General features: G+C 67.4%; 17 protein-coding genes. 4 read left to right on the plus strand and 13 right to left on the minus strand.

Annotation, left to right across the window (positions count from 1 at the left end; genetic code table 11):
* Nucleotides 1-93 precede the first annotated feature (93 nt).
* Nucleotides 94-1,029 carry a 2-oxoglutarate and iron-dependent oxygenase domain-containing protein gene (locus G5A07_RS13770; protein WP_010483082.1) on the minus strand — a complete coding sequence of 312 codons (936 nt, stop codon included), beginning with the start codon at nt 1,027-1,029 and terminating at the stop codon, nt 94-96.
* A gap of 194 nt (nt 1,030-1,223) precedes the next feature.
* On the opposite strand from G5A07_RS13770, the gene G5A07_RS13775 reads away from it, so the two are divergent.
* From G5A07_RS13775 to G5A07_RS13785, 3 genes are read left to right on the plus strand one after another with little or no spacing between them, the layout of a single operon-like run.
* A complete protein-coding gene (locus G5A07_RS13775) occupies nt 1,224-3,110 on the plus strand; it encodes a sulfatase-like hydrolase/transferase (protein ID WP_019336655.1) in 1,887 nt (628 codons plus the stop codon).
* A gap of 20 nt (nt 3,111-3,130) precedes the next feature.
* Nucleotides 3,131-4,276, plus strand: coding sequence for a glycosyltransferase family 4 protein (locus G5A07_RS13780; protein ID WP_029379853.1), 1,146 nt, complete (start codon nt 3,131-3,133; stop codon nt 4,274-4,276).
* Nucleotides 4,269-5,126, plus strand: a complete 858-nt coding sequence (locus G5A07_RS13785; protein WP_010483075.1) for a polysaccharide deacetylase family protein — start codon at nt 4,269-4,271, stop codon at nt 5,124-5,126. Before G5A07_RS13780 ends, G5A07_RS13785 begins: the two co-directional genes overlap by 8 nt.
* A 78-nt stretch (nt 5,127-5,204) precedes the next feature.
* Here the strand turns inward: G5A07_RS13785 and glmM are convergent, their stop codons facing one another.
* The 5 genes from glmM to trpB all read right to left on the minus strand — a co-directional run bounded on the left by glmM (nt 5,205) and on the right by trpB (nt 10,359).
* The gene (gene glmM, locus G5A07_RS13790; protein WP_010483073.1) at nt 5,205-6,566 is read right to left on the minus strand and encodes a phosphoglucosamine mutase; all 1,362 of its coding nucleotides are present in this window, start codon (nt 6,564-6,566) and stop codon (nt 5,205-5,207) included.
* Nucleotides 6,566-7,441, minus strand: a complete 876-nt coding sequence (accD, locus tag G5A07_RS13795; RefSeq protein WP_005410473.1) for an acetyl-CoA carboxylase, carboxyltransferase subunit beta — start codon at nt 7,439-7,441, stop codon at nt 6,566-6,568. Before accD ends, glmM begins: the two co-directional genes overlap by 1 nt.
* A 215-nt stretch (nt 7,442-7,656) precedes the next feature.
* Entirely contained in the window at nt 7,657-8,466 is an 810-nt protein-coding gene (gene trpA, locus G5A07_RS13800) for a tryptophan synthase subunit alpha (RefSeq protein ID WP_010483070.1), read from the minus strand.
* 1 nt (nt 8,467) lies between these two features.
* Complete coding sequence (locus tag G5A07_RS13805; RefSeq protein WP_010483068.1) at nt 8,468-9,145, minus strand: hypothetical protein; 678 nt, start codon at nt 9,143-9,145, stop codon at nt 8,468-8,470.
* A complete protein-coding gene (gene trpB, locus G5A07_RS13810; protein WP_010483065.1) occupies nt 9,142-10,359 on the minus strand; it encodes a tryptophan synthase subunit beta in 1,218 nt (405 codons plus the stop codon). The genes G5A07_RS13805 and trpB overlap by 4 nt, the downstream gene beginning before the upstream one ends.
* A gap of 96 nt (nt 10,360-10,455) precedes the next feature.
* Here trpB and G5A07_RS13815 point away from each other — a divergent pair, with 96 nt between their 5' ends.
* Entirely contained in the window at nt 10,456-11,343 is an 888-nt protein-coding gene (locus tag G5A07_RS13815; protein ID WP_019336661.1) for a LysR family transcriptional regulator, read from the plus strand.
* A 48-nt stretch (nt 11,344-11,391) separates the two neighbouring features.
* Here the strand turns inward: G5A07_RS13815 and G5A07_RS13820 are convergent, their stop codons facing one another.
* The 7 genes from G5A07_RS13820 to G5A07_RS13850 form a co-directional block, all read right to left on the minus strand.
* A complete protein-coding gene (locus G5A07_RS13820; RefSeq protein ID WP_082587872.1) occupies nt 11,392-13,248 on the minus strand; it encodes a peptidoglycan-binding protein in 1,857 nt (618 codons plus the stop codon).
* Between the two features lie 48 nt (nt 13,249-13,296).
* The gene (locus tag G5A07_RS13825) at nt 13,297-13,974 is read right to left on the minus strand and encodes a hypothetical protein (protein WP_099560516.1); all 678 of its coding nucleotides are present in this window, start codon (nt 13,972-13,974) and stop codon (nt 13,297-13,299) included.
* Between the two features lie 187 nt (nt 13,975-14,161).
* Entirely contained in the window at nt 14,162-14,818 is a 657-nt protein-coding gene (locus G5A07_RS13830; RefSeq protein WP_010483057.1) for a phosphoribosylanthranilate isomerase, read from the minus strand.
* Complete coding sequence (truA, locus tag G5A07_RS13835; RefSeq protein ID WP_010483055.1) at nt 14,815-15,585, minus strand: tRNA pseudouridine(38-40) synthase TruA; 771 nt, start codon at nt 15,583-15,585, stop codon at nt 14,815-14,817. Before truA ends, G5A07_RS13830 begins: the two co-directional genes overlap by 4 nt.
* 32 nt (nt 15,586-15,617) lie before the next feature.
* On the minus strand, nt 15,618-15,980 hold the full coding sequence (locus tag G5A07_RS13840) for a VOC family protein (protein WP_032952441.1): 363 nt from the start codon (nt 15,978-15,980) through the stop codon (nt 15,618-15,620).
* Between the two features lie 26 nt (nt 15,981-16,006).
* A complete protein-coding gene (locus G5A07_RS13845; RefSeq protein ID WP_191863467.1) occupies nt 16,007-18,076 on the minus strand; it encodes a FimV/HubP family polar landmark protein in 2,070 nt (689 codons plus the stop codon).
* Nucleotides 18,077-18,206: 130 nt separating this feature from the next.
* Nucleotides 18,207-19,235 carry an aspartate-semialdehyde dehydrogenase gene (locus tag G5A07_RS13850; RefSeq protein WP_010483049.1) on the minus strand — a complete coding sequence of 343 codons (1,029 nt, stop codon included), beginning with the start codon at nt 19,233-19,235 and terminating at the stop codon, nt 18,207-18,209.
* Nucleotides 19,236-19,265: the final 30 nt, after the last annotated feature.

Below are 19,265 nucleotides of genomic sequence, written 5' to 3' on the forward strand. Positions count from 1 at the left end.
GCCGCTTTGGCTTTGGCTTTGGCTTTGGCCTCTGCGGGTGCAGGGTGCAACCCTGCAAAGAAAAAGGCCGCCTTTCGGCGGCCTCACTTCTCTTTACTTCAGCTTGATCTCGCGCAGGCGTTCCTCGAGGAAGCCGTGGGCGGTGATCGCCTCCGGGTACCGGCTCGGGTTCTCCGGGGTGATGCAGGACGGCAGCACGTCGATCAGGAAGTCCGGGTTCGGGTGCAGGAAGAACGGCACCGAGTAGCGCGGCTGGCGCGCCAGCTCACCCGGAGGATTGACCACACGGTGGATCGTCGACGGATACACGTGGTTGGTCAGGCGCTGCAGCATGTCGCCGATGTTGACCACGATCGTGTCCGCGTCTGACGTAAACGGCACCCACTCGCCCTCATGCGACTGCACTTCCAGGCCCGCGGCGCTGGCACCGACCAGCAGGGTGATGAAGTTGATGTCGCCATGGGCACCGGCACGCACGTTCGGGATGTCGTCGGTGGTGATCGGCGGGTAATGGATCGGGCGCAGGATCGAATTGCCGAAGTTGGTCTTGTCGGCGAAGAAGTCTTCCGGCAGGCCGATGTGCAGGGCCAGCGCCGACAGCACGCGCGAACCCAGATTATCCAGCGCCTGGTACAGCCCGTAACCGCGCTCACGGAAGCCCTCGACCTCGGTCGGCCACAGGTTCGGCGCCATCACGTCACGATACTTGGAGTCGTCGGCGATCTCGCGACCGATGTGCCAGAACTCCTTCAGGTCGAAGTGCTTGGAGCCCTTGGCGGTCTCCACGCCGAAGGGGGTATAGCCGCGGGCGCCGCCGCTGCCGGCCACGTGGTACTTGCGCTTGACCTCCTCCGGCAGGGCAAAGAAGGCCTTGAAGGCATCGTAGGCAGCGTCGATGTCGGCCTGCGGGATGCCGTGGTTGCGGATGCCCGCGAATCCCCATTGGCGGTAGGCCGCGCCCAGCTCGGCCACGAAGGCCTCGCGGTCGCTGTCAAAACGGGTGATGTCGAGGGTGGGGATCTGGCTCACAGCGGTTCCTGGCTTGTCGTTGGGTCTGGGAGGGCCAGCGCATTCATGGCCCACCTGAACATTGTGACAGATCGCCCCGGGGACGCCACTCGATACGAAGAAACAAACCGATACAATGCGCAACCCGCGCGCGGATTAACGATCCCGTCACAACCGGGACTCCCGCCCTGTTCCACCTGCCCCCTCCGTCCTTCATGCGTCCTGCTGCTCCTTCTGCCGACACCTCCCTGCCCTCCGGCCCGGCACGCCATTGGCAACGACTGGCCTGGTGGTCGCTGTTCGTGGCCGGCAACGCATTGCTGGCCATGGCGATCACGCTCGGCAACGTGCCGTTGGCCGACAACCCGGGTGGCAGCGTGGGCCTGGCCTATCTGGCCGTCGCCCTGCCCGGCCACCTGCTGGCCTTCGGCGCCCTTGCCGGCCTGCTGCCTCTGCTGCTGGGCCTGTGGCCGCGCAGCGCACGCACGCTGAGCATCAGCGCCGTGCTGCTGCAGGGCCTGTGGCTGTGCCTGTTGCTGGTTGATGCGAAGGTTTTCACTCTGTATCGGTTCCACCTCAATGCCATGGTCGTGAACATGGTGTTCGGCGGTGCGCTGCAGGACCAGGTCGCGTTGTCGTGGAAAACCTGGCTGCAGGCCGGACTGCTGGTAGCCGCCATCTTCGCTGCCGAAGGCTTGTTGGCCTGGGCCTGCTGGAAGCTGCTGCCTGCCCCGCCGCGCCGCCGCCGGGTCCTGCAGGCCTGGGCCGTGGTTGCACTGCTGATGGCCGGCGGCCAGGTCGCCACGGCCTACTACGATGCCCGCGGCGACCGCGACGTCATCGCGCAGTGGAACTACCTGCCCTGGGCACAGCCGATCACCGCCAAGAGCTTCATGCGCAGGCTCGGGGTCATCAGCGAACAGCAGGCCGGCCTGCCCGACCCGCGCCATGCGCAGCTGCTGTATCCGCTGCACCCCCTGCGCTGCCAGAACCCACACCGGCCGAATGTGCTGATGGTGGTGCTGGAGTCGCTGCGTCAGGACGCCATGACCCCCGAGCTGATGCCCAACACGACGGCACTGGCCCGGACCGCGCGCGTGTACGACCAGCATTTCAGCACCGGCAATGCCACCCGCTACGGCCTGTTCGGCCTGCTCTACGGCCTCCCCGGCGGCTACTGGCAGAGCATGCTGGACGAACAGCGCGGCTCGCAGCTGTTCCAGGTGCTGGGCCAGCAGGGCTACGACCTGCACCTGTACGGCAGTGCACCGCTGTACAGTCCGGAGTTCGATCGCACGGCCTTCGCCGACGTGCGCGACCAGCTGCACCAGGGCCCCTCCGCCCTGACGCCCGACAAGCGTGACGCAGCCATCGTCGCCGCACTGCAGACCGACATCCGCACCAGCCAGGCCGCGCAGCGCCCGTGGTTCGGCTTCGTGTTCCTCGACTCCACCCATGCCGGCTACCACCTGCCCACCGGCTACCCGCCGGTGGCCACACCGATGGCCAAGGAGATCGACTTCCTGTCCTTCGGACCGGACCACGACCCGACGCCGGAGCTCAACCGCTACCACACCGCCGTGCACTACGCCGACAGCCTGATCGGCTCGCTGCTGGACGACCTTCGCGCGCAAGGCCTGGCCGACGACACCATCGTGCTGGTCACCGGTGACCATGCCGAAGAGTTCAACGACCTCAAGCTGAACTACTGGGGCCACAACGGCAATTTTTCCGACTACCAGTTGCAGGTGCCGTTCGTGCTGCACTGGCCCGGCCAGGCCAGCGGCCATGAGGCGCGCACCAGTTCGCATGAGGACTGGGTGCCGACGTTGATGCGCCACGCACTGGGCTGCGAGAACGCATTGAGCGACTTCAGTACTGGCCAGGACCTGCTGGCGGCACCCACCACCGGCAAACGTGCGCTGGTGGTGGAGAGCTGGTCGCAGCGCGCGGTACGCCATGGCGATGCCATCTACGTGTTCGACAAGTTCGGCAACGCTACCGCACTCGACCGGCACTACCGCCCGCTGCCGCAGCAGGCTCCGGACGCCGCCGCCATCCGCTCCGCATGGGAAGCGCTGACCCGCTTCCGCAACCGCTGATTTTCAAGGGCCGATCCTGCATGAACCGTCCGCTGCGCATCCTGCATACCGAAGCCGCCAAGGGAATGGGCGGGCAGGAGATCTACATCTTCCGGCACATGCAGGTGATGCGCGCGCGTGGCCATGAGGTGTCGTTGCTGTGCCAGCCCGATGCGCGCCTGGCCACACTGGCACGCGATGACGGTTTCACCGTGCATACGCTGCGCATGGGAGGCCTGGCGCGCCTGCTACGTGGCGTGTGGTCGGTATCGCGACTGGTGCGCCGCGAACATTACGACGTGGTCAATACCACCAGCCGCCGCGATGCGCTGATCGCCGCCGCCGGTGCACGCCTGGGCGGCACGCCGCTGGTGGTGCGCTCGCGCCATCTGATGAGCCCGGTCAATTCGCTGCTGACCTATACCGGGCTTCCACACCGGGTATTGACCGTCAGCAGCTTCGTCAAGCAGCTGCTGGCCGACCGCGGCATTCCGACCGAGCGCATCGGCATCGTGCCGCCGATCGCGGTTCCGCCGCGCTGGAGCGAGATCCGCAAGGCCGATCCCTGGCAGTGCCTGCAGGAGGTGCGCACGCAAGTACGTGCCGAGCTCGGCTTCGGCGAACAGGACATCGTGGTCGGCTGCGTGGCGGTGCTGCGCGAGCCCAAGGGCCACGCCGACCTGCTGCAGGCGATGGTGCCGTTGTGCAAGGCCAACCCGGACCTGCACCTGGTGATCGTCGGCGATGGCCAGGCCGTGACGGAACGACTGCAGGCGATGTGCGCCGAGCACGGGCTGCAGCGCCAGGTGCACCTGCTCGGCTACCGCGATGGAGCCTGCCGGCTGATGGCCGGCTTCGACATCTTCGCACTGGCCTCGCACAAGGAAGCAGCCGGCACCGTGTTCCTGGAAGCGGCTTACGTGGGCGTACCGATCGTGGCCACGCGAGTGGGTGGCGTGCCGGAGATGGTGGTCGATGGCAGCAATGCGATCCTCACCCGTTTGGGTGACAATGCCGCCCTGACAGGTGCATTGCGCCTGCTGGTGGACGACCCGGAACGGCGGCGGCAGATGGGGCGCGCTGGCTGGGACTGGATGCACGGCGCACATCGCTTCACGCCGGACGGCCACGGTGAAGCCACCGAACACTACTACCACCAGTGGCTGAAGGAGCTGGGACATGGCTGATGCGCGAACCGTTCCGGTGCTGATGCACCACCATGTCAGCCCCTCGCCGGGCATGATCACCGTGTCGCCGGAAAACTTCGAAAGCCAGATCGCGTGGCTGGCAGGCAATGGCTGGACCTCACTGACGCTGGACCAGTACGCAGGCTTCCTGGCCGGCAAGCCGGTGCCGCGCAGGTCGATCGTCATCACCTTCGACGATGGCTACCTCGACAACTGGGTGTATGCCCATCCGATCCTGCAGAAGTACGGCATGCATGCGGTGGTGTTCGTGGTCACCGGCTGGATGGGCGAAGGCCCGGAACGTCCGCACGCGGGCATTGCCGGGGCGACGCTGCCGCCGACGCCGGACCATCGTGGCTGCGAAGCAGCGATCTACGAGCAGGACCGCAGTGACGATGTGATGATGCGCTGGAGCGAAGCACGTGCGGCCATCGCCGCCGGCACCTTCGAAGTGCATTGCCACACCCATACCCATACCCGCTGGCTGCGCCGCGACGATCTGGACCGTGCGCAGCGCCGCGCAGGCCTCAGCCGGGATCTGGCGATCTCGCGCGAAGTCCTGCAGGACAAGCTCGGCGACGTGTCCGATACGCTGTGCTGGCCGTACGGTGATTTCGACCAGGATCACATCGAAGTGGCGCGCGAGCAGGGCTTCCGCTACCTGCACACCACCCACCCGTTCGGCCGCAACGTGATCGGCGGCGACCCGGAACGCATCTATCGTTTCGCGATCCGCAACCGGCCGGCCAACTGGCTGCGCAAGCGCATCCGCCTGAGTTACAACCCGCTGATCGCGCCGCTGTTCAATGGGTTCAAGGCACGCCAGAAAAAAATGGTGCCGGGGCCGTAGGCGCGACACAGCCCTGCCCGCAAAAAGAAAACGCCCCGGAATTCCGGGGCGTTTTTCCTGTACCGACGGGCAGGCGCCTCAACTGGCGGCTTCACGCACCGCAGCGGACAAGCGGTCCAGCGTCTGCTGCATCAGCGTGGCGTCATCGGCCTCCACGGTGACCCGCACCACCGGCTCGGTACCGGACGGACGCAGGAACGCGCGGCCACGGCCGGCTACGGCCTGCTGCGCCACAGCCAGCGCGGACTGCACGCTTTCAGACTGCACCGTGGCCTTGGCCGAGACATTGCCCAAGCGCACGTTGACGGTCTTCTGCGGCACCCGTACCAGGCCCTTCAGTGCCTGGCGCAGGGTCTGCCCACTGTTGCGCAGCGCGACCAGCACCTGCAGGGCGCTGACTATGCCATCGCCGGTGGTGGCCCGGTCCAGGCACAGCAAGTGGCCCGAGGCTTCGCCACCGAGTACACCACCGCCCTCGACCAATGCCTGGTGCACGTAGCGGTCACCGACGTTGCTGCGCACGAACGGGATCTGCAGATCGGCGAAGGCCTTCTCCACACCGTAGTTGCTCATCAGCGTGCCGACCACCGGGCCGCGCAGGCGGCCTTCGTCCTTCCAGGCGCGGGCCAGGATGTACAGCAGGTCATCGCCGTCGACCGGGTTGCCCTGGTCGTCGGCCATCAGCACACGGTCGCCATCACCATCGAAGGCGATGCCAAGATCGGCGCGGGTCTCGCGGACCTTGGCCGCCAGGTTGTCGATATGGGTGGAGCCCACGCCGGCGTTGATGTTGACGCCATTGGGCTCGGCCCCGATGCCGATCACTTCGGCACCCAGTTCGCGGAACAGCAGCGGTGCGATCTGGTAGGTGGCGCCGTGTGCGCAATCCAGCACCAGGCGCACGCCACGCAGGTCGAACGCGCGCGGCACGCTGGCCTTGCAGAACTCGATGTAGCGGCCGACCGCTTCGCGCGCGCGCGACGCCTTGCCCAGCTTCTCCGATTCGGCGGTGGTGAACGGAATGTCCAGCGCCGCTTCCAGGGCCAGTTCGGTGGCGTCGTCGAGTTTCTCGCCCTGGGCGGAGAAGAACTTGATGCCGTTGTCGTAATGCGGGTTGTGCGAGGCGCTGATGACGATGCCGGCGTCCACACCCAGCGTACGGGTCAGGAACGCCACCGCCGGGGTCGGCATCGGGCCGAGCAGCTGCACGTCGGCACCGGCGGCCACCAGGCCTGCTTCCAGAGCCGCTTCGAACATGTAACCGGAAATGCGGGTGTCCTTGCCGATCACCACGATCGGCCTGCGCCCGTCCTGGCCGCGCTGGGCGACCAGGACACGGCCCAGGGCGTTGCCCAGGCGCAGCACGAAGTCGGCCGAGATCACGCCCTGGCCGACCCGCCCACGGATGCCATCAGTACCGAAGTACTTGCGGCCTCCCATCAAGCCACCTCCGGCGCCGGCTGACGGCCCAGCATCGCCAGCAGATCGGACAGGCGGTCGCGCATCTCGCGGCGGTCGCAGATCTGGTCGATGGCACCGTGCTCCAGCAGGAACTCCGAACGCTGGAAGCCTTCCGGCAGCTTCTCGCGCACGGTCTGCTCGATCACGCGCGGGCCGGCGAAGCCGATCAGCGCCTGCGGTTCGGCGATGTTGATGTCGCCCAGCATCGCGAACGAGGCCGACACGCCACCGGTGGTCGGGTGGGTCAGCACCGAGATGTACGGCAGGCCAGCTTCACGCAGCTTGCCCAGCGCGGCCGAGGTCTTGGCCATCTGCATCAGCGAGAACAGGCCTTCCTGCATGCGCGCGCCGCCACTCTGCGAGAAGCACACATACGGGGCACCGATCTCGACTGCGGTTTCGGCGGCCAGCGCGAAACGCTCCCCCACCACCGAGCCCATCGAGCCGCCCATGAAGGCGAAGTCGAACGACGAGGCCACCAGCGCACGGCCCTTGAGCAGGCCGCGCATGGCGATCAGCGCGTCATATTCGCCGGTGTTCTTCTGCGCGATCTTGATGCGCTCGCTGTACTTCTTCTGGTCCTTGAACTTGAGCAGGTCGGTCGGCCCCAGGCGCGCACCGATCTCGGTGGTGCTGTCGGCGTCGAACAGGGCGGCCAGGCGCGCGCGCGCGCGGATCGCCATGTGGTGGCCGCACTTCGGGCAGACCTCCAGATTCTCTTCCAGTTCCGGACGGTACAACGCGCTGCCGCAGTTGCTGCACTTTTCCCACAGGCCCTCGGGGACACTGCGCTTCTTGCTGGGGGTGTTGTCGGTGCGGATGCCGGACGGCATCAACTTGCTGAGCCAACTCATGCGGGAGGACACTTCCGTTCAGGGCGGCCCAAGGGCCGCAAAGGCGGACAGTCTAGCTCCGCTTTCCCCGCCCGTGCACCCCCTTGCCGGCCACGGGGCAGCCTGAAAAAACCATGCTGGGACGTACGTTTAGGTGCTGGGTCGTGCCGGCCGCTGGCCGGCAGCCCTTGCATGCGAGCCGTCAGGAGGATGCCGGCCAGCGGCCGGCACCACCGTTACGCATCCAGCGCCTGCCGCAGCGGGGCCAGGAAGGCTCCAGCGCGCTGCGCGGCCTCTTCAGCCGAGCCCGCTTCGGCCAGCACCGCCACCAGTGCACTGCCGACCACCACGCCATCGGCCTGGCGCGCCATCGCCGCCGCACTGGCCGCATCCTTGATCCCGAAGCCAGCCACCACCGGTACCGAAGCGCGCGCACGCAGGGCCTGCAGGCGGGCGCTGGCAGCATCACTGTCCAGCCGCTCGGACGCGCCGGTGACACCGGCAAAGCTGACGTAATAGAGATAGCCACGGGCCAGCGCCAGCAGCTTGTCGGCACGTGCCTCGCTGGTGGTCGGCGAGGCCAGCAGCACCAACGCCAGGCCGGCCGCATCGAAAGCCTGCTGCGCTTCACCGGCTTCTTCCGGCGGCAGGTCGACCAGCAGCACTCCATCCACACCGGCCTCCACGGCCGCCTTGGCGAAGGCGGCGTAGCCGTGGATCTCCACCGGGTTCAGGTAGCCCATCAGTACTACCGGCGTCTGCGCGTCACGCTCTCGGAACTGCGCCACGGCCTGCAGCACGTAGCGGCTGCCCGCCCCGCGTGCCAGTGCACGTTCGGAGCTGCGCTGGATGGTCGGGCCATCGGCCATCGGGTCGGAGAACGGCACGCCCAGTTCGATCACATCGGCGCCGGCATCGACCAGTGCATGCATGACCGGCACGGTGGCCTCCAGCGAGGGATCACCGGCAGTGATGAAGGGAATCAGCGCCTTGCGCTGCTGCTCGCGCAGTCGCTGGAAACAGGCATCGAGTCGGGATACAGGCATCTCAGGCACATCCTTCAATCAGTTCAATCGCATCGCTGGTCCCCCAGTACATCCGGGTGACCTTCCCTTCAAACAGTTCCAGGCGGATGCCCAGGTCCGAACCCGGGTCCTGCCAGGTGAGGTACTCGCCCTGGTCACCGTCGTAGGCATGCGGGCTGGACACCGGCGGTTTCGGGAACTGGGCCATGGCCTGGGCTCGGGTCATGCCGATGCGCAGGCCGAACGGCCCCGGCTGTTCGACCGGCAGTTCCGGCTCATCGCCCGGCTTAAGATCAAAACGGACCACGCGGTCGTCGTCGGTCATCATCGACACGCCCGGCGGCAGCCCCTTGCCGTCGTAGTACTCGCAGTCGCCTTCGAAGAATTCCTTCGCGCCCTGCGCCTTCCAGGGACCCAGCGCCTTCAGGTCAGTCATGTGCTGGCCAACCAGCACGTCACCGGCATGGTCCAGTGCCACCGAAGCCACCGCAGGCGCGTCATCGCCGCTCGTCCCTTCTTCGGAGGGGGCATCGACAATGGGCGTACGCGCCATCGGGTCAAGATCATCGTTGGCAGCCTGCTGCACAGGCTGCGTGGTGGCCTTGGCGGCCGGTGCCAGCACCGGCGGCTCCGGCGGCTGGCACGCGGCCAACCCCAGTGCCAGCAGCAGCACGCCACTGTTCCGCAGCAGCGCGCTCACAGCACCAGCCCTTCGCGCGCGGCGATGGTATGCACGTCCTTGTCGCCACGGCCGGACAGATTGCAGAGCACGATCTGGTCACGCGGACGCTCACGCGCCAGCTTGATCGCCTGCGCCAGCGCATGGCTGGATTCCAGTGCCGGCAGGATGCCTTCGGTGTGCGCCAGCAGGTGGAAAGCCTGCAGCGCTTCCTCGTCAGTGATGCCGAGGTACCGTGCACGACCGGTATCGGCCAGGAATGCGTGCTCCGGGCCGACGCCCGGGTAGTCCAGGCCGGCCGACACCGAGTGGGTCTCGATGATCTGGCCGTCGTCGTCGCACAGCACATAGGTGCGGTTGCCGTGCAGCACGCCGGGGCGACCCGCCGCGATGGAGGCGGCATGGCGACCGGTGCTGATGCCATCACCGGCAGCTTCGGCGCCGACGATATCGACCTGGCGATCGTTGAGGAAAGCATGGAACAGGCCGATGGCATTGCTGCCACCGCCCACGCAGGCGGTGATCGCATCGGGCAGGCGACCGTATTCGGCCAGCATCTGCTCACGCGCTTCGCGGCCGACGATGGCGTTGAAGTCACGCACCATGCGCGGGTACGGATCGGGGCCGGCCACGGTGCCGATGATGTAGAAGGTGTCCTGCACGTTGGTCACCCAGTCGCGCATCGCTTCGTTGAGCGCGTCCTTCAGGGTGGCCGAGCCGGAAGTGACCGGTACCACCGTCGCGCCCAGCAGCTTCATGCGGTAGACGTTGATCTTCTGCCGCTCGATGTCGGTGGCGCCCATGTACACCACGCATTCCAGGCCCAGGCGCGCGGCAACCGTGGCACTGGCCACGCCATGCTGGCCGGCACCGGTCTCGGCAATGATGCGCTTCTTGCCCATGCGCGCGGCCAGCAGCGCCTGGCCGATGGTGTTGTTGATCTTGTGCGCGCCGGTGTGGTTCAGGTCCTCGCGCTTGAGCAGGATCTGCGCGCCGCCGACGTGATCGCTCAGGCGCTGGGCGTGATAGATCGGGCTCGGCCGGCCCACATAATGCGCCAGGTCGCGGTCATAGGCCGCCTGGAATTCGGGGTCCTGGCGGGCCTGGTCATAGGCCTGGGCCAGTTCCTGCAGCGGGCCGACCAGGGTTTCGGCAACGAAGCTGCCGCCGTAGCGGCCGAAGTGGCCCTGGGCATCCGGGAAGGCGTGGTAGTCGGCAATGGGGGAGGCAGACATGGATACGACCGGTGGTTCAGACAGGTGGATACTCTAGCGCACGGGTCGTGACCGGAAAATGGATATTATCTGGCGCATATCGTCAGGAAATCTCACATGAGCCGTTCCCTGCTTCCGCCGCTCAATGCACTGCGCGCGTTCGAGGCCACCGCACGCCTCGGTGGCGTGGGCCGCGCCGCACAGGACCTGCACGTCACCCACGGTGCGGTCAGTCGGCAACTGAAGCTGCTGGAGGATCACCTGGGCCTGGCACTGTTCCAGCGTGCCGGCCGCGGGCTGCGCCTGACAGCGGCTGGCACCCGCCTGCAGGCGGCGTGCAGCGAGGCCTTCGGCGGGATCGAGGACTGCGTGCGCGAACTGCGCCGGCCAGCGGCCTCCCCAGCACTGGTACTGGGCTGCAGCGGCAGCGTACTGGCGCGCTGGATGATTCCGCGCCTGCCCGTGCTGCAGGCCGCCCTGCCCGGCGTGCGCCTGCAGTGGTCGGCGCTGGATGGCAGCTTCACCGAAGCACAGGCGGCGCTGGACGCCGTGCTGCTGCTGGCGCAGGGTCCGTGGCCACGGGGCTGGCAGGTCCGCGAGCTGGCACCGGAGCGGGTGGGCGTGGTGGTGGCCCCGTCACATCCGGCGGCGCAGCGCCTGCGGCAGGCACCGCCCTCGGCACTGCTGCAGGAAACAGTGCTGCACACCAGCTCGCGGCCACAGGCGTGGCCGGCATGGGCGCAGGCACATCGCCTGGACCCAGCAAAGCTGCAGCTGGGCACCGCTTTCGAACATCTCTATTACCTGCTGGAAGCAGCAGTCGCCGGGCTGGGCCCGGCGATCGCGCCCGAGCCGCTGGTAGCCGAAGATCTGGCAGCAGGCCGGCTGGTCGCACCGTGGGGGTTTGCCGCCACCGGCGGCTTCTGGGTGCTGGCGCGGCCGGATGGCCCGGCCGATGCACGGGTGGACGCCCTGGCCGAGTGGGCAGCAGCGCAACTGCGATGAGACGAGGCCCCGGGCGGCATTCACCTCCCGGAGCCGGCAACGCAGGCCTCAGCGACCGCCCATCGCGACCCGCTGCTGCTCCTCATGCACCTGCTGCTGGTGCGACGGATCTGCCAGCAGCTTGGCACTGGTCTGCTCCAGCGACGGCGGCGCCTGGGCCAGATCGACAGCGGTGCGGAAGCCCGGCGTCGTGCCCATCACGAACGCCTTGCCATCCTGCACCGTGATGCTCTGCAGCTTGTCGGCCGCGTCGATACCGTTCTGCTTTGCATGCAGGGTGATATTGGCCGCAGCCTCTTCGGAAAACACGCTGGGAAGCTTGCTGCGGACGGCGTTGTGCAGTGCGTGGTCCGGATGCGATGCATCGTTCAGCGACGGCCCCTTCGGCGCAGCCGCTGCAGGTTCATGGCCCTGCGCACGGCCCGCCGCCAGTGCGGCAGTGGTCTGGCGACCGACAATTCCATCGGCCGCCAGCCCCTGCTGCTTCTGGAACGCGATCACCGCTTCGCGGGTGTGGTCACCGAAACGGCCATCCTCCGACAACCGATGGCCCTGCGCATCACGCACGCCGAGCTGATTGAGGGTCTGCTGCAACGCCTGCACGTCGGTGCCACGCTGCCCCTGCTTCATCACCTCGCTGGCCGCCGGGTGTGATGCAGCCGGCTGCACGGTGGCGCCAGGCCGGGACAGCGCAGGTTCGCCATTGCCATGCAGCGGCGCGCGCACCTGGAATTCCGGCTTCGGTGTCAGCGCACCAACGATGCGGGTGCTCCCTCCATCCCAGTACCCGCCCGGCCGGATGGTGACTTCGGCCGGCCCCGTGCTTCCCTGCGAACCGATGAACTGGATGTTTCCCTGCGCGTCGTAGCCTTTGAAAATACCGACATGCTGGCCCTGCGACGAGGAGAACATCAGGATGTCGCCCTGCTTCAGCGATCCGTTCGGCTTGCGTGCTTCGGCAGCCGAGGTCACGTCGAAATGCTCGCGTGCGTAAGCGGTCGTGTTCGCGCCATTGAACAGCGTCGAGGTAGTGAACCCCGCGGCGTTCTCGCCACGCACGTCGTAACCCGCGTTCTTCAGGCCACGCCATACGAATGCCGAGCAATCCACGCCCAAGCGTCCGTCACCATCGAGATCACGCTCCAGCCGGCTGCTGTCGCGACCGGGACGCGGATGGTCGGGGCGCCCGTATTCGTACTGGCGGCCCGAGGCCATGAAATGCTGATAGGCCTCGTTGTAGAGCGCGGCACTGCCGACTGCAGCCGCGGCCTGGCCCGCCGCGGGCGCAGCTGCCGAAGGCGTCTGCACCTGCGTTTGGGCCTGGGCCTGCACGGGCGTGGCCGCCTGTGTGCGCGTGGGTGGCTGCTGCGTGGCAACCTCACCCGGCTGCCAGCCCTCGAAACGGCGAATGCCGTCGGCCAGCACTTCACGCTCGCGCACGCTCATCTGGCCGACGGTCTTCGAACGCAGATCGACACCCTGGCGATCGCCTTCGGCATAGATGGTGGCCGCCTGCTCCTTGTGGTGGGTGGTGCCGCTGTAATCCTTCGTGGAGTAGCTCGGCAGCATTTCCTCCACGGTCTTGTCGCCGAACCGGCGTTCGAGCAGCTGGATCTTCGCCACCCGGCCCGCTTCATAGCTTTCGAAGACCGCGTTGCCCCATTGGTCGAGATCGACCACGCCCTTGTAGCGCCCCTGCGCCGATTCCAGCGCCTGCTCGCGGGTACGCGGATTGGTCACCGTCTTGTCCGCGCTGCCGGCGAATTCAAACTTGAGATTGCCAGGATTGTTGTTGCGCCACGAGACGCTGCCACCTGATCGTTCGATGACACTGCCATCGTCCATTTCCAGCGTGCGCGTGGTACCTACGCTGCTGACCAGCCGGGTGATTTTTGGATCCGACATGAGCTATTCCTTTGCCAGTGGTTGATTGGACCGCTCCCCTGGCGGTGATTACATTCCGTTGGAAAACACGTCGAGCACGTCCGCACTGACCCAGCCCTGTGCGCAGTTCCCGGCGTAACGTCCCGGCGCCGCCGCATGGCAGGCCTCGCCCCCTGTGCTGGCCAAGCCAGTGATCGGCCTGTCGCCATAGGTGTCACACAACGTGTTGCCCTTGCACTTGCCGACCGTCGCGGCGGGAACCGCAACGACGTAATAGAACAGGGGATTCTGTCCGGTGCGCCCGATGCCCTGCACGCAGACCAGCTGCCCCTTCGACAGCTTCGCGGTCACGCTGGCCTTGCTGCCGGTGGATGGCACCGCATTCAACGTTTCCACGCCTTTGGCGTCGGCTACGCCGGCGAAGAAACCCTGGTCGCCACAGTCCGGCGACAGTTCAACATCGTAGAAATCGCCGCTGTCCACATCACCGGCCGTGCAGCCGCTGCCCGTACTGGCGTTGCTGCATTTCACGCCACTGGCCTGGATCAGCGCAGCCAGGCCGTCGGCAGCCGGAGCCGTGGCCGGCGCTGCGGCAGGTGCGGCCGCCGGTGCTGCAGCGGCCGGTGCCGACGCTGTCGGGACGGATGAGTCACCGGCCGCACATGCGCCCAAGGCGAGCAGCAGGCCGGGCACGAGCGTCAGGCGGGCCAGGCGGAGACGGTGGGAAGAAAGATGGGGCATATCCATTGCGTCCTCGTTCGAAAGGTAGGGCATATCTCATGGGGGCGGCCAGCGACACGCACACGGCATCACACCCGGCCAGGTAAGGCTGGGCGCATTGTGTCCGATCAGATGTTCGGGGGGTGTCGACTTTTTGGCGCTGGAACCTGAATTGCCCGGAAGCGTGACTCCCATCACACTAAGGTGACGCGGATCACTCCAGAACGGTGCAATCCGCGCGACGCACTTCCTCGACGAAGGTGCGCATCCTGTAGCCGTCCTTGATGCCCGGCTCCAGTTCGATGCCACTGGAGACGTCCACGCCCCACGGCAGCGTCGCCAGCACGGCGTCGTAGACATTTTCCGGGTTCAGGCCACCGGCCAGCAGGAACGGCCGGTGCAATCCGGTCGGAACGCGGCCCCAGTCGAATGCCACGCCGGTGCCGCCGCCACCACCCGGGGCGTGGCTGTCGAACAGGAAGCCGGCAGCGCTGGGATAGCGTAGCTGCAGGGTGCGGGCGTTGACCTCTTCACGGCCCCCCATGGCGATCGCCTTCAGGTAAGGCATGTTGAAGCTGCGGCAGAAGCTCTCGTCTTCCTCGCCGTGGAACTGCAGCAGGGTCGGCCGCACCGTGCGCAGGACCTCGCGCACTTCTTCCTTGCTGTTGTTGCGGAACAGCGCCACCACGTCGACCATCGGTGCGATCGCCTGGCGCATCGCGCGGGCCTCGGCCGGTGCGACCCGGCGGCTGCTCTCGCGGGCAAAGATGAAACCCACTGCGTCCACGCCCAGCTCACCGGCCAGGCGGACGTCGCCGGCACGGGTCATTCCACAGAACTTGATGCGCGTACGGTAGTAGGAACGGCTCATAGCGTGACCTCGGCGGGCAGATGCCAGTTGTCGGGGTACAGGGGCCCAAGGAACACCAGGCCCTGCGGCGGTGCGGTGGGACCAGCTACGGTGCGATCGCGCCCAGCCAGCAGTTCGGCGATCCATTCCACCGGTTTTTCGCCGCTGCCCACCAGGATCAACGATCCGACGATATTGCGGACCATGTGATGAAGAAATGCATTGCCACGTACTGCGACTTCGATCACTTCGCCATCGCGGCTGACCTGCAACGACTGCAGTTCACGCCGCGCATGCAGCGCCTGGCACTGCACCGAACGGAACGCGCTGAAGTCGTTCTCGCCAAGCAGGGCCTGGCCGGCGGCGTGCATCAGGGTCTCGTCCAGCGCCCGGCGCTCCCAGCTCAGGGTCTGCCGGTCCAGTGCCGGCCGTACCTCGCGGTTGAGCAGCCGATAGCGGTAGCGGCGCGCACGTGCGGAGAAGCGGGCGTGGAAATCATCGGCCACCGGCACGCACCAGCGCACCGCGATCGAGCGCGGCAGGCGGGTGGTGGTGCCGAGCATCCAGGCGCGCGGATCGCGCACCACGTCGGTATCGAAATGCACGACCTGGCACTGGCCATGCACGCCGGCATCGGTGCGGCCGGCGCAGACCACCTGCAGCGGCGCATCAGCCACCGATGACAGGGCCTGCTCGAGGCTGGCCTGCACGCTGGGACCACCCTCGCCCAGGTTCTGCCAGCCCCTGAAATCGCTGCCGTCGTACTCGACGCCAAGCGCATAACGCATGTGCTACCTCGATGTTGCGGATGGGGCGGCGCTCAGGCCGGATCGCGTTCGGACCAGACCGCCAGTTCGTTGCCACCGGGCTCGACGAACTGGAAGCGGCTGCCACCGGGGAAGGAGAACACCGGGCGCACGATCTCGCCGCCGGCGTCGCGCACGGCGGCCTCGACCGGTGCCAACTGGTCGGCATACAGCACCAGCAGCGGTGCACCGCTGTCGCTGGCCCGCTGCGGCTGGCCACGGAAGAAGCCGCCCTGCAGGCGGCCATCGTCGAACGCCGTGTAGTCGCTGCCGTAGTCGACGAACGACCAGTCGAACACCTTCTCGAAGAAGGCGCGGCTGGCGGCCGGGTCGCTGGACGCGAATTCAACGTAGTCGATGCGGCGTTCGCGGCTCATGGCAAGGCCCTTGTCGGCAGGTTCGGTCACGGCAGGCGCGCCAGCAGTTCGCGGGCCTGGGCCTGGCTGTGCAGGTCGCCGCCTTCGGCGACTTCCAGCAACAGGGTGCGCGCGGTCTGTGCGTCGCCCAGATCGAGGTAGGCAATGGCCAGTTCCAGGCGCTCCTGGCCGGCACGTGGCGACCAGCCCGCGTCGCCGGCAGGCGCAGCCGCGCTCGACGCGATGTCGTCGGAATGAGAGGCCTCGACGGCGCCATGGTCGATGCCGTCGATGCCGTCGATGGCTTCGCGACGGGCGGCGTCCACCGGAGCCTCGTTCTCATGCGCGTCGGCCGGCAGATCGAACACGCCGCGGAACTGCGGCTGCTGTTCGGCATGCAGTGCGTAGTCCGGCACCACCACTTCGACCGGCGCCTGCGGTGCAACGCGCTCGTCCTGCAGCGGCTCGGCGACGACACCCTCGTCGCCAGTGGTTGCGGGATCGTCCCAGCGCGGCAGATCGGTCACCGCTTCGGGCAATGCCACCGCGTCCTCCTCGCGCAGCGTGTCGGTCTGCCAGCCGGCCCGCGCCAGGTCCTCGGCAACGGGTTCGGCGACCACCACGTCATGCACTTCGGTTTCGGTGGCCCAGGCGGGCATCGCCGGTTCCTGGCGGCCATTGTCGGCAACAGCCGACGACCATGAGGACTGCTCGGCCAGCGTATCCAGCGCCGCACCCGCCGGCACCGCCGCGGTCAGGCCGGCGGCATCGTCTTCCTCACGCAGCGGCGGCAGCGGCGACGGCTTGCGACGACGCAGCAGCCAGGCCGCGCCCGCCGCCAGCAGCAGTACCGGCAGCCCCAGCCAGTACCACGGCGTTGCCGCATCGCGGGCATCCGGTGCCTGCGCCAGGCGCTGCTGCGCGGCGGCCAGGTCGTTGTCCTTCATCGCGATCAGCGACTGCTGCTGTTCCTTCAGTTTCTCAAGGTCGGCCACGCGCTGCTTCAGCTCGCCGATCTCGGCATCGCGGGTGGCGATGTCCTCACGCGCCTGGCGCAGTTGTTCGTTGCCCAGCATGTCACCCTCGCTGCCGGCAGCGGTGCCGGTGGTTGTGCCCGCGTGCGCGGCGTCGGACGCCAGCGCCGGAGCGATCTCAAGTCGTGCCCCGTTGGCGGCAGGCGGGGAAGAAGCGTTCGTGGTTGCGGCCTTGGCGACCGGGGCGACGGTACCCGCGGGTTGCGGCACGGTACGCGCCTGCCGCCATTGCGCAGCGTGCTCGCGCACGAGCGTCGCCGCTTCGGCAGCGTCGACCGCAGCAAGCGCATCGCTGCCTGGCATGCGCAGCACCGCCCCCTGCTTGAGCAGGTTGACGTTGCCCCGGATGAAGGCTTCGGGATTGGCACGCAGCAGGGCGATCATCGCGCGGTCGCGACTGACCTGGTTGCCACGTGCCACCGCACTGGCGATCTGCGACAGGGTCTGCCCGCGCTGCACGGTGATGCTGCCATCGGCCGCCGGTGCAGCAACCGGCGCGGAGGCCGCACGCGGGCGTGCCGGTGCAGGCACCGCCGCAGGTGGCGGCGTAGCGGGCGTCTCTGCTGCCGGCACCGTTGCCGAAGCCGGTGCAGGTTCGCGCACGATGGTATTGGAGAGCGTGCCGGCCGGCGCGACGATCTCCGGCTCGGCCACGGCCAGCGCACTGGGCGGCGCATCGACCAGCGCCGAGTACTCACGCACCAGGCGGCCCTGACCCCAGTCGGCTTCGATCAGGAAGCTCAGCGACGGCGTCTCCACCGGCGCCTGCGAGGTGACGCGCACCACTGCCCTGCCCTGCGTGTCGCGGGTCAGTTCGAACTGCAGTTCACTGACCAGTCCGGTTGGCCGCTGCAGGCCGACACGTTCGAAGGTGACCGGTGAGGCAAGCGCCACGCGCAGGTTTTCCAGCTCGGACGGATCGGCCGAGACCACCGGGATTTCAGCCAGCAGGGGCTGGCCCGGCTTGGACAGGACCCGGATGTCACCCAACCCCAGGGCGAGCGCCGAACTGCTGGCCAAGGCGAGCAGTGCGGCGGACAGATAGGTGAGCGGGCGCTTTGCGCCCTTGGCCCGTTTATTCATGGGCGACACTATAAAGCGTGCGGACCGGGGTCCGCACCCATGTAGAGCCGAGCCCATGCTCGGCTGCATGGCCTGAGCCGAGCGTAGGCTCGGCTCTACAGAAAAGGCCGGGGATTGCCCGGCCTCTCCATCAGCGCTGCTCGGCGGCGACCAGCTCGGCCAGCTGCACGGCATTCAACGCCGCGCCCTTGCGCACGTTGTCCGACACGATCCACAGGTTCAGGCCGCGCGGATGCGACAGGTCTTCACGGATACGGCCGACATACACCGCATCGGTGCCCGAGGCATGGGTGACCGGAGTCGGATAACCACCGGCTTCATGGCGGTCCACCACTTCAACGCCCGGCGACTGTTCCAGCAGCGCGCGCGCTTCGGCCACGGTCACCTTGTCGCGGGTTTCGATCGCCACCGATTCGGAGTGGCCGTAGAACACCGGCACGCGCACCGCGGTCGGGTTCACCAGGATGCTGTCGTCACCGAGGATCTTGCGGGTCTCCCAGATCAGCTTCATCTCTTCCTTGGTGAAACCGTTGTCCTGGAAGTCATCGATGTGCGGGATCAGGTTGAAGGCGATCTGCACCGGGAAGCGCTGCGGATCGATCTCCTGGAAGCTCAGCAGCTGGCCGGTCTGCTTGCCCAGTTCCTCGGTTGCCGAACGGCCGCCGCCAGACACCGACTGGTAGGTGGAGACGTTGATGCGCTCGATGCCGTACTTGCGGTGCAGCGGTGCCAGTGCCACCAGCATCTGCATGGTCGAGCAGTTCGGGTTGGCGATGATGCCGCGCGGACGGTTGGCGACCTGCTCCGGGTTGACCTCGGACACCACCAGCGGCACGTCATCGTCGTAACGGAAGGCCGAGGAGTTGTCGATCACCACAGCGCCCGCTGCTGCGAACTTCGGCGCGTATTCCTTGGACACGCTGCCGCCGGCCGAGAACAGGGCGATCTCGACGCCGCTCGGATCAAAGGTAGCCAGGTCCTGGACCTTGACCTTCTGGCCGTTGAACTCGATCTCGCCGCCGGCCGAACGCTCGGAAGCGAGAACGCTCAGGGTACCGACCGGGAAATCACGCTCGGCCAGGATCGACAACATGGTCTCGCCGACCGCACCGGTGGCACCGACGACGGCGACGTGGAAACTGCGCTGTGCATTGCTCATGGGGGAAACTCTCACGAAAACGGGAATGGG

The organism is Stenotrophomonas sp. AS012628, from assembly GCF_010608305.1.
Lineage (GTDB): Bacteria > Pseudomonadota > Gammaproteobacteria > Xanthomonadales > Xanthomonadaceae > Stenotrophomonas > Stenotrophomonas geniculata.